The sequence below is a fragment of the Kitasatospora sp. LaBMicrA B282 genome (genome assembly GCF_050325825.1).
Lineage (GTDB): Bacteria > Actinomycetota > Actinomycetes > Streptomycetales > Streptomycetaceae > Kitasatospora.
In genome coordinates this window covers 1-10,377 of the sequence record NZ_JBNQTI010000227.1, presented here as the reverse complement: position 1 = coordinate 10,377, position 10,377 = coordinate 1, and the positions used below count along the sequence as shown (strand labels likewise).

The following is a 10,377-nucleotide window of genomic DNA, read 5'->3' as shown; positions in this document are numbered from 1 at the left end:
GCGCCCGCCCACCGCGGCGGGCGCCGCTCGGCCCTGGTGCGCCGGCGCCGGCTGCTCGCGGTGCTGCTCGCCGTGGTGCTGCTGCTGGCCGGCGCGGTGGCCGCGGTGAGCGCCTTCGCCTCCGACGGACCGCCGCACGCCCGCTCGCACGCGGCGGGCCCGGCGGCTCGGGCGGGCATCGTGGGCGTGGTGGGCGTGGTGGGCGTGGCGGGCCCGGCGGGCGCCGGGTGGGGCCCGGATCAGGCCGCCGGGAACGCGAAGGGCTACCGGCCGGTCCTGGTTACCCGCGCCAACCATTAGGCTTGTGGCGTGGCAGCCGTCGATCCTTCCGAAGAGCTCAAGAACCTCGAAACGACCATGGGGTCGATCGAGGCCGTCCTCGACCTGGACAAGATCCGGGCCGACATCGCACGCCTGGAGGAGGAGGCAGCCGCCCCGTCCCTCTGGGACGACGTCGCGAACGCGCAGAAGGTCACCAGCCGGCTCTCCTTCCTGCAGGGTGAGCTGCGCAAGGTCTCGACCCTGCGCAACCGGGTCGAGGACCTGGGCGTGCTGTTCGAGCTCGCCGCGGCCGAGGACGACGCCGACACCTTCGCCGAGGCCGAGGGCGAGCTGGTCTCGGTCAAGAAGGCGGTCGAGGAGCTGGAGGTGCGCACCCTGCTCTCCGGCGAGTACGACGCCCGCGAGGCGCTGGTGAACATCCGCGCCGAGGCCGGTGGCGTGGACGCCGCCGACTTCGCCGAGCAGCTGATGCGGATGTACCTGCGCTGGGCCGAGCGGCACGGCTACCCGACCGAGGTGTACGACACCTCGTACGCCGAGGAGGCCGGGATCAAGTCCGCGACCTTCACCGTGAAGTCGCCCTACGCCTACGGCACCCTCTCGGTCGAGCAGGGCACCCACCGCCTGGTGCGGATCTCGCCGTTCGACAACCAGGGCCGCCGGCAGACCTCGTTCGCCGGTGTCGAGGTGCTCCCGGTCGTCGAGCAGAGCGACCACGTGGACATCGACGAGGGCGAGCTGCGGATCGACGTCTACCGCGCCTCCGGCCCCGGTGGCCAGGGCGTCAACACCACCGACTCGGCGGTCCGGATCACCCACCTGCCGACCGGCATCGTGGTCTCCTGCCAGAACGAGCGCTCGCAGATCCAGAACAAGGCCTCCGCGATGAACGTGCTCCAGGCCAAGCTGCTGGAGCGGCGCCGCCAGGAGGAGAAGGCCGCGATGGACGCGCTGAAGGACGCGGGCAGCTCCTGGGGCAACCAGATGCGCTCCTACGTGCTGCACCCGTACCAGATGGTCAAGGACCTGCGCACCGAGTTCGAGGTCGGCAACCCGCAGGCGGTGCTGGACGGCGACATCGACGGTTTCATCGAGGCCGGCATCCGTTGGCGCAAGCAGCGCGAGACCGCGCAGTAAGCGACAGCCGAGCTGCCGGCCGAGATGAACGATCGGCACAGCATCGAGGCCGGCATCCGCTGGCGCAAGCAGCGCGAGACCGCGCAGTAGAGCTGAGCGGTAAGCCGCAGACGGTCAGAAGGGCCCCGGACAGTGTCCGGGGCCCTTCGCCGTTCTGTTCGTGGGTGCTACGCCAGCGCCTGCCGGCAGATCACCGCGACCGCGAGCAGCGCGGTGAGCAGGGCGAGCAGCGTGGCCGGGGTGAGCGTGAGCGGCCCCTGCTGCTGTTGCAGCCGGGCGCGCTCGGCACGGCAGACCGGGCAGCGGCCCTCGCTCACGCGGCCGGCGCAGTTGGCGCACACCAGATGGTCGCACGTCATGCGATCTCCTCCTTGCCTGCTACAGCCAACGCACCGGGCGGCCGGATGGTTCCCGTACCTGCCCCGGGCGGGGGATCGGCGCGGACCGCGACTGTGCGGTTTGCCTCTACTGTGCCAGGTTCCGCGGCATCCGGCGCCCGGGCCGGAAAACCGGGTGCGGACCTCGGCGCCCCAATCATCACATCAGCGCCATCGGCCGCACGAGTCCCGGACGCGGCTGTGAAATGGCTCGCAACATTCCCGGCATTCCCCCATAAACCTGATCAATTCACCCGGGCCTTTCCCCGGCCCGGCCTGCGCGGCGCTCGAGTGGTCGCGTAGGGTCCCTGGCCAAGGGAGCGGCCCGCCCGCTCCAGCCGCCCGCCCCCGTCGGTTCCCGGGGCGCGGGATCCGACCCAGGAACGGCGCACCCGGCATGCTCTGCTGCCCTGAAGTAACGATCGGGTCACGGAAGTTGTCGGAGCCGTCCGCCGTTCCGCCTAGGATGGCCTCCGTGATGCAGCCGTGATCAGATTCGACAACGTTTCCAAGACCTATCCCAAGCAGAACCGCCCCGCCCTGTCGGAGGTCTCGCTGGAGATCGAGAAGGGCGAGTTCGTCTTCCTGGTCGGCTCGTCCGGCTCGGGCAAGTCCACCTTCCTGCGCCTCTGCCTGCGCGAGGAGCGCCCGAGCACCGGCTCGGTGCACGTGCTCGGCAAGGACCTGGGCAAGCTGTCCAACTGGAAGGTGCCGCACATGCGGCGTCAACTGGGCACGGTCTTCCAGGACTTCCGCCTGCTGCCGAACAAGACCGTGGCGCAGAACGTGGCGTTCGCGCTGGAGGTCATCGGCAAGCCGAAGAGCGCCATCAACAAGGTGGTGCCCGAGGTGCTCGACCTGGTCGGCCTCGGCGGCAAGGAGGACCGGATGCCCGGCGAGCTCTCCGGTGGTGAGCAGCAGCGCGTGGCGATCGCCCGGGCCTTCGTCAACCGCCCGATGCTGCTGATCGCGGACGAGCCGACCGGAAACCTGGACCCGCAGAACTCGGTCGGCATCATGAAGCTGCTGGACCGGATCAACCGCACCGGGACGACGGTGCTGATGGCCACCCACGACCAGGCCATCGTCGACCAGATGCGCAAGCGCGTGATCGAGCTCGACAAGGGGCTGCTGGTCCGCGACCAGGCCCGCGGCGTCTACGGGTACCAGCACTAGCCGGCTGCCCGCCACCGCCGTCGCCCGAGTCGTCCTTGTTGATCTTGGAGTAGAAGAAACCCCATGCGCGCCCAGTTCATCCTGTCGGAGATCGGTGTCGGCCTCCGCCGCAACCTGACCATGACCATCGCGGTCGTGGTCAGCGTCGCGCTCTCGCTCGCCCTCGCCGGAGCCAGTCTCCTGGTCCGTGACCAGGTCAACTCCATGAAGGGGTACTGGTACGACAAGGTCGAGGTCAGTATCTACTTCTGCACCAAGGCGGACGCCAAGACCGCCCCGCAGTGCGCCAACGGTGCGGCCACCCAGGACCAGATCGACGACGTCAAGGCCGGCCTGGACAAGATGCAGCCGCTGGTCCAGAGCTCGACCTTCGAGAGCCAGGCGGAGGCCTACAAGCACTGGAAGGACATGAACCCGGACAACGCCCTGGTCTCCGTCCTCGGTGCCGACGCCATCCCGTCCTCCTGGCGGGTCAAGCTCAGTGACCCCACCCGGTACGACGTGATCCAGTCCGCCTTCGCCGGCCATCCGGGGGTGCGCTCGGTCGAGGACGAACGGCAGATCCTGGACAACCTCTTCGGGTTGCTCAACGGTCTGCAGACGGCGGCCTTCGTGATCATGGTGCTGATGCTCTCGGTCGCCCTGTTGCTGATCGTCAACACGGTCCGCGTCTCGGCCTTCAGCCGACGACGAGAAACCGGGATCATGCGATTGGTCGGCGCCTCCAACTTCTACGTGCAGATGCCGTTCATCGCGGAGGCGGCCTTCGCGGCCCTGCTGGGCGCGGTGCTGGCCTCCGGGCTGCTGCTGCTCGGCAACTGGGGCGTGCAGAGCTGGCTGGCCAAGAAGGTGCAGTTCATCCACTTCATCGGGCTCTCCTCGGTGCTCCAGGTGATCCCGCTGCTGATCGTGGCCGGTATGGCCATGGCGGCGGTGGCGGCCTTCCTGACCCTGCGCAAGTACCTGAAGGTCTGACGCACCACCCGTGGTTCCGGCGCGCCGTCCGCGCGCACCGCTCGCAGGTCCGGCCCCCGCTCGGGGCCGGACCTGCGGCGTTTCCGGGCGGCGCGCCGGCTCCGGACGGCCGCCCGGGCGGGCTTGGGGCGTTCTGCGGCCGCCGGGCGCAGCGGGCGCCTACACTCCGGGCCATGACCGCAACCGCGCGGCGCGCGCGCCACGGGGCCACCCTCGGCCTGGTGTTCGGCGCGGTGCTGCTCAGCGGTGCCGCGGCCGGTGCCTGGGGCGGCACCCCGCCGGCCGCCCAACTGCGGCGGGCCGCCGCCGACGCGGTGGGCGGCCTGCCGGACCTGTCGGGGCTCACCCCGGCGCAGGCCGAACGCCTGGTCGCGGCCGGCGGCGACCGCTGGGCCGCCTACTACAGCCCGCAGGACTACGCCGCGTTCGCCCAGGGCCTGGCCGGCGAGTACCTCGGCGTCGGGCTCTTCGTCGACCGGACCGAGGACGGCGCGACCGTGGTCGGTGAGCTGCCGCCCGGCTCACCGGCCGCGGCGGCCGGGATCGCGGTGGGCGACCGGCTGCTCGCGGTGGACGGCGGGCCGGTGGACCGGCTGCCGGTGACCGAGGTGGTGGCCCTGCTGCGCGGCCGCGCGGACGGTCCCGCCGGTGGTGGGCACCCGGCCGGACCCGGCTCCCCGGTGCGGCTCACGGTGCAGCGCGGCGCCGGGCCGCCGCGCGAGTTGACCCTGCGCCGGGTGCTGCTGACCGCCGAGGACGTGGCGGTCGACCACCCGGTGCCGGGGGTGCTGTGGATCACCGCGCGGGCCTTCACCAGCGGGGTCGGCGCGCGGATCGCCGCGGCGGTGCGGCAGGCGCCGGAGCGCGGCGTGGTGCTCGACCTGCGCGGCAACTCCGGCGGCCTGCTGACCGAGGCGGTCGCCACCGCCTCGGTCTTCCTGGACGGCGGCCCGGTCGCCTCCTACCAGGTCGGCGACGAGCGGCGGGAGTTGACCGCGACGGCCGGCGGCGACGGCCGCACCCCGCTGGTGGTGCTGGTGGACGGCGGCACGATGAGCGCCGCCGAACTGCTGGCCGGCGCGCTGCAGGACCGCTGCCGGGCCGTGCTGGTGGGCGGCCGGACCTTCGGCAAGGGCACCGTGCAGCAGCCCAGCCGGCTGGCCGACGGCTCGGTCCTGGAGCGCACCGTGGGCCGCTGGTTCACCCCCGCCGGGCGGTCCGCGGACGGCACCGGCCTGCTCCCCGACGTGCTCGCCGCCGAGCCGGCGGACGCGGAGGCGCTCGCCCTGCGGGTGCTCGGCGGGCTCGGCGCCGGCACCGCCCCGCCGACTGCGTCGCCCGCACCGTCCCGCTGACCGCGCCGCCCGTAAAGCGGCTGCCCGGCCGGGTGGTGAGGTGCGAGAATGGCCGGTGCTATGGCAAAGGAAACGGGAAAGAAGCTGATCGCGCAGAACAAGAAGGCGCGACACGAGTACACCATCCTCGACACCTACGAGTGCGGGATGGTGCTCACCGGCACCGAGGTGAAGTCGCTGCGCGAGGGCCGGGCCAACCTGGTCGACGGCTACGCCTACACCCAGGGCGGCGAGGTGTGGATCGACAACGTCTTCATCCCCGAGTACACCCAGGGGACGTGGACCAACCACTCGGCGCGGCGCAAGCGCAAGCTGCTGCTGCACAAGATGGAGATCCGCAAGCTGGAGGCGAAGACCAAGGAGACCGGGCACACCCTGGTGCCGCTCTCCCTGTACTTCAAGGACGGCCGGGTCAAGCTCGAACTCGCGCTCGCGGTCGGCAAGAAGCTCTACGACAAGCGGCAGACCCTGCGCGAGAAGCAGGACACCCGGGAGACCGCCCGCGCGGTGGCCGCCGCCCGGCGCCGGCAGGGCTGACCGCCGCGCGGGGCCCGGCTCCGGCACACCCGTTCCCGGGGCGTGGACGTTTCGTCGCAGCTTCGTCCCAACTCCGTGATCGTCCCTGGTCACGGCCCTGATCGCACAGATTGCCCCAGTACGATCCCACCATGAACGTCTCCCTGTTGGACGGCTGGTTCCCGTGGACCGTCCAGCTCGCGGCCGGTGCCGCGGTGCTGGTCGCGGTCGGCTGGCGGGACCGCCGTTGGCGGCTGCGCCGGGCCCCCGTGGCGCTGGGTGCCGCGGTCGCCGTGACGGCGCTGGCCGGCGTGCTCGCGGTCACCGTGGGCGGCATCACCGATCCGCTGCCGCTCGCGCTCTGGCTCTGGCTGGGCGCCGCCGTCCTCGCGCTCGCGGTGCTGGCGGCTGGCTGGCGCACCGCGCGCTGGTGGCGCCGGGCGCTGGCGCCGCTGGCCGCGCTGCTCGCGGTGGTCGCCGCGGCCAACGCGCTGAACGCCTCCACCGGGTACTTCCCGACCCTGGACGACGCGATCGGCGAGCTCTCCGGCGCGCCGCTGCCGCAGCAGGTGACGCTCGACCAGCTCGGCTCGCTGACCGGCAAGACCAGCACCGGGCGGATCGTCCAGGTCGACATACCGGACACCGCCAGCGGCTTCACGCACCGCCAGGAGCTGGTCTACCTGCCGCCGGCCTGGTTCCGCAGCAAGACCCGGCCCAAGCTGCCGGTGCTGGAGATGATCGGCGGCGAGTTCGCGGCCCCCGACAACTGGGTGCGGGCCGGCAACGCGGTGCAGACCGCCGACGCCTACGCCGCCCAGCACGGCGGCTACGCGCCGGTGCTGGTCTTCACCGACGCGACCGGCGGCTTCAAGGTCGACACCGAGTGCGTGGACGGCCCGGCCGGCCAGGCCGAGGAGCACCTGGTGAAGGACATACCGCCGTACGTCGAGAAGACCTTCGGCACGGCCACCGACCCGCGCAAGTGGGGCGTGGTCGGCTGGTCGATGGGCGGCACCTGCGCGGTCGACCTGGCCGTGGAGCACCCGCAGGTCTTCACCCACTTCGAGGACATCTCCGGCGACATCGGGCCGAACACCGGCGACAAGCAGCAGACCATCGACAAGCTCTACGGCGGCGACGCGTCCGCCTGGGCGGCCCACGACCCGCTGACCGTGCTGGCGCACCACGCCAAGTACCGGGGCGTCTCCGGCTGGTTCGAGAGCGGCGACCAGGAGGGCGCCCACATCGAGCAGGGCAAGCAGCTGGCCGCGGCCGCCCGCAAGGACGGGATCAAGTGCCAGCAGACGGTCGAGCCGGGCAAGCACGTCTGGCAGTTCGCCGCCACCGCGTTCGCCAACGCGCTGCCCTGGCTCTCCCAGCAGCTGGCGCTGCCGGGCCCGCACGTCGGCAAGCCGGCCGCCGACCCGGCCGACCTGCAGGGCGCCCAGGGCGGCGCGGCCGCGCCGGCGGCGTAATCGGCTGGACCGCCCCGGACGCTGCGCGTACCATGGTCCGAGCATCACCGGACGGGACTCGTGCCGGCCCGGGCGGTGCTTCTCGAAAAGTGGTGTTTGTCAAAAAAACATGGGGATGATCGGTTTCGACAGGGGAAGTCGAAACAGGAGAAGCGAGCCGAGGAACGCGGCAATGATCTCGATAACCACGGGCCGCAAAAAAATAATCGCCAACATCAAGCGCGATACCCTCGCCCTCGCTGCCTGAGCAGCGACCACGTGAGGTGTCAGACCGGGGAGTTCCCGACCCGGACCCTGGCATAATCTAGGGAACTCAACTGTCCACCCCGGCTGCGGGGGTGGGCGGGACATCAAACAGTAGCTGGGCCTGTTGGCGGCTTGTCCGCGTGACTGCCAGGGCCGAGAAAAGCACAGCGGACTGCGCTCGGAGAAGTCCTGAATCCACTCCACTGGACCCGGGTTCGATTCCCGGCATCTCCACCATCCCATGTGCATGCAGGCCGCCTTCCGTTCCGGAGGGCGGCCTTCGTGTTTTCCGACGGGTGCTCCGCCGGCCGCCGGGCTTTCACCGGCCCCGCGGCCCCGGAAAGCGTGCCGCCCGGCTGTGCCCGTCCGGGCTGCGGGAGTAGGATCGTCCGTCCGCCGACTTTGGACGGCGGCCGAATCCCACACCCGCAGACGTACGACAGGGGACTCCTTGGGCGCGCACGGCAGGCAGCACGCTGCCGCAACCACCGAACCCGGCCCGGCCGCCGCCGACCGCACCACGGCCACCGCCGAGGGACTGCGCGAGCGCGAGATCGCCGGTGAGCAACGGCACCTCGACACCGTCTACCGGCGGCTGGAGGAGAAGCTGGCCGAGGCGGAGTACGTCCTGGAGGACGCGGTGAAGCGGGTGCAGGTCGGCACCCCCGGTGCGCTCGCCGAGCGGGACGCCCAGGTCTACCGGGCCGGTGCACACCTGAACCGGCTCAACAACGAGTTCGAGGACTTCCTGTTCGGCCGGATCGACCTGCAGCAGGCCGACGCCCCCGAAGAGCACGGCATCCCCTCCTTCACCCCGCTCGACCCGGGCGACCAGAACGTCGCGCAGACCCTGCACATCGGCCGGCTCGGGGTGCTGGACGCCGAGTTCGGCCCGCTGGTGATCGACTGGCGGGCCCCGGCCGCCGCCCCCTTCTACCGGGCCACCCCGCTGGAGCCGGGCCGGGTGCTGCGCCGCCGGGTGATCCGCTCCAAGGGCCGCAAGGTGATCGGCGTCGAGGACGACCTGCTGCGCCCCGACCTCACCCCGGTGCTGGACGGCGAGGAGCTCGCCGTGATCGGCGACGGCGCCCTGATGGCCTCGCTCGGCCGGGCCCGCAGCCACACCATGCGCGACATCGTCTCCTCGATCCAGAAGGAGCAGGACGAGGTGATCCGGGCGCCCGCCGCCGGCGCCACCCTGGTCACCGGCGGCCCCGGCACCGGCAAGACCGCGGTCGCCCTGCACCGGGCCGCCTTCCTGCTCTACCAGGACCGCCGCCGCTACGCGGGCGGGATCCTGGTGGTCAGCCCGACCGCGCTGCTGGTCTCCTACACCGAGGGCGTGCTGCCCTCGCTCGGTGAGGAGGGCCAGGTGGCGATCCGGGCGATCGGCAGCCTGGTGGACGGCATCGAGGCGGAGCGCTACGACACCCCGGAGACGGCCCGGGTCAAGGGCTCGGCCCGGATGGTCCAGCTGCTGCGCCGCGCGGCCCGGGCCGCGCTGGAGCAGGACGCGCCGACCGAGCTGAAGGTGGTGGCCCGCGGCGAGGTGCTGCGGCTGGACGCGGCCCGGCTGCGCGCGGTGCGCGGCAACGTGGTGGGCAGCGGCGGCACCCCGCTCAACCTGCTGCGCCCGCGGGCCCGCCGGCTGCTGCTGGACGCGCTCTGGGTGGAGGCCACCCGGCACCTGCCCCGGCCGACCGACCACTTCGCCCGCGAGCAGCGCCAGGAGGAGAAGGAGGCCTTCGACGAGTACGTCTCCGACGAGGCGCCGTTCCTGGACTTCCTGCAGGCCTGGTGGCCGGCGCTGAACCCGCGCCTGGTGCTCGGCACGCTGCGCTCCGGCAAGCACCTCAACCGGATCGCCCGGCGCGCGGTGACGCCGGAGGAGGGCCGGCTGCTCGCCCGCTCCTGGCAGCACCTGGGCCGCCGCGGCGAGGGCCCGCTCTCGGCGCACGACGTGGCGCTGATCGACGAGCTGCAGCAGCTGCTCGGCGAGCCGGCCCGGCCCAAGGTGCGCGAGGTCGACGCGGTGGACCTGCTGACCGGCCTGGACGAGGTGACCACCTACGCCGACCGGACGTCCCGGCAGCGCGAGCGGCTGCCGGTGGAGCGCACCGAGTACGCGCACGTGATCGTGGACGAGGCCCAGGACCTGACCCCGATGCAGTGGCGGATGATCGGCCGCCGCTCCCGCTCGGCGACCTGGACCATCGTCGGCGACCCGGCGCAGAGCTCCTGGCCCTTCCCGGAGGAGGCGCAGGCGGCGCTGGACGAGGTACTGGCCGGCAAGCCGCGCCGCCGCCACACGCTGACCGTCAACTACCGCAACCCGGCCGAGATCGCCGAGGTGGCGGCGAAGGTGCTGGCGCTGGCCGCACCGGGCACCCCGGCGCCCAGCGCGGTGCGCTCCACCGGCGTCGAGCCGCGCTTCGCGGCCGTCGCGGCGGCCGAGCCGGCGGCCTTCGGGGCCGCGGCCCGGGCGGAACTGGTCCGGTTGCTCGGCGAGGTGGACGGCACGGTGGCGGTGGTGGTCCCGATGGACCGCCGGGCCGAGGCGGCCGGGTGGATCGCGGATCTGGGCGAGCGGGTGGTGGCGCTGGGCAGCCTGGAGGCCAAGGGGCTGGAGTACGACGCCACGGTGGTGGCCGACCCGACCGGGATCGCCGGCGAGTCGGAGGCCGGGCTGCGGGTGCTCTACGTGGCGCTGACCCGGGCCACCCAGCAGCTCACCGTGCTCAGCGGGCCGGACGACCTGCCGGACAGCGCGGGCGTCCCGGCGCTGTTGCGCTGACCCGTGCGGCCCGCCGCGCGCGCCGGCACCCGGCGCGCGCG

Annotated in this window: 8 protein-coding genes, 1 other RNA gene and 1 pseudogene; 9 read left to right on the top strand and 1 reads right to left on the bottom strand. The window is 72.5% G+C overall.

All coding sequences use genetic code 11. The features are described from left to right. Together ACQRUO_RS35980 and prfB are read left to right on the top strand one after the other, a co-directional pair. Positions 1-300: pseudogene (locus tag ACQRUO_RS35980) on the top strand (hypothetical protein); the annotation flags it as partial. A gap of 9 nt (positions 301-309) precedes the next feature. After that, positions 310-1,419 (top strand): peptide chain release factor 2, encoded by a 1,110-nt coding sequence (gene prfB / locus ACQRUO_RS35975; RefSeq protein WP_428320378.1) that lies wholly within the window; start codon positions 310-312, stop codon positions 1,417-1,419. 167 nt (positions 1,420-1,586) lie between these two features. Here the strand turns inward: prfB and ACQRUO_RS35970 are convergent, their stop codons facing one another. Continuing rightward, the gene (locus ACQRUO_RS35970) at positions 1,587-1,778 is read right to left on the bottom strand and encodes a hypothetical protein (RefSeq protein WP_428320377.1); all 192 of its coding nucleotides are present in this window, start codon (positions 1,776-1,778) and stop codon (positions 1,587-1,589) included. Between the two features lie 504 nt (positions 1,779-2,282). Here ACQRUO_RS35970 and ftsE point away from each other — a divergent pair. The 7 genes from ftsE (at position 2,283) to ACQRUO_RS35935 (ending at position 10,336) form a co-directional block, all read left to right on the top strand. Continuing rightward, on the top strand, positions 2,283-2,972 hold the full coding sequence (ftsE, locus tag ACQRUO_RS35965) for a cell division ATP-binding protein FtsE (protein WP_428320376.1): 690 nt from the start codon (positions 2,283-2,285) through the stop codon (positions 2,970-2,972). A 63-nt stretch (positions 2,973-3,035) separates the two neighbouring features. Further along, entirely contained in the window at positions 3,036-3,947 is a 912-nt protein-coding gene (ftsX, locus tag ACQRUO_RS35960) for a permease-like cell division protein FtsX (RefSeq protein WP_428320375.1), read from the top strand. 173 nt (positions 3,948-4,120) lie between these two features. Next, positions 4,121-5,302, top strand: a complete 1,182-nt coding sequence (locus tag ACQRUO_RS35955; RefSeq protein ID WP_428320374.1) for a S41 family peptidase — start codon at positions 4,121-4,123, stop codon at positions 5,300-5,302. Positions 5,303-5,362: 60 nt separating this feature from the next. Further along, complete coding sequence (gene smpB / locus ACQRUO_RS35950) at positions 5,363-5,839, top strand: SsrA-binding protein SmpB (RefSeq protein ID WP_428320373.1); 477 nt, start codon at positions 5,363-5,365, stop codon at positions 5,837-5,839. Between the two features lie 131 nt (positions 5,840-5,970). Then, a complete protein-coding gene (locus ACQRUO_RS35945) occupies positions 5,971-7,296 on the top strand; it encodes an alpha/beta hydrolase (RefSeq protein ID WP_428320372.1) in 1,326 nt (441 codons plus the stop codon). A gap of 111 nt (positions 7,297-7,407) precedes the next feature. After that, positions 7,408-7,779, top strand: a transfer-messenger RNA (tmRNA) gene (gene ssrA, locus ACQRUO_RS35940). Between the two features lie 214 nt (positions 7,780-7,993). Beyond that, positions 7,994-10,336, top strand: coding sequence for a HelD family protein (locus ACQRUO_RS35935; RefSeq protein WP_428320371.1), 2,343 nt, complete (start codon positions 7,994-7,996; stop codon positions 10,334-10,336). Positions 10,337-10,377 lie beyond the last annotated feature (41 nt).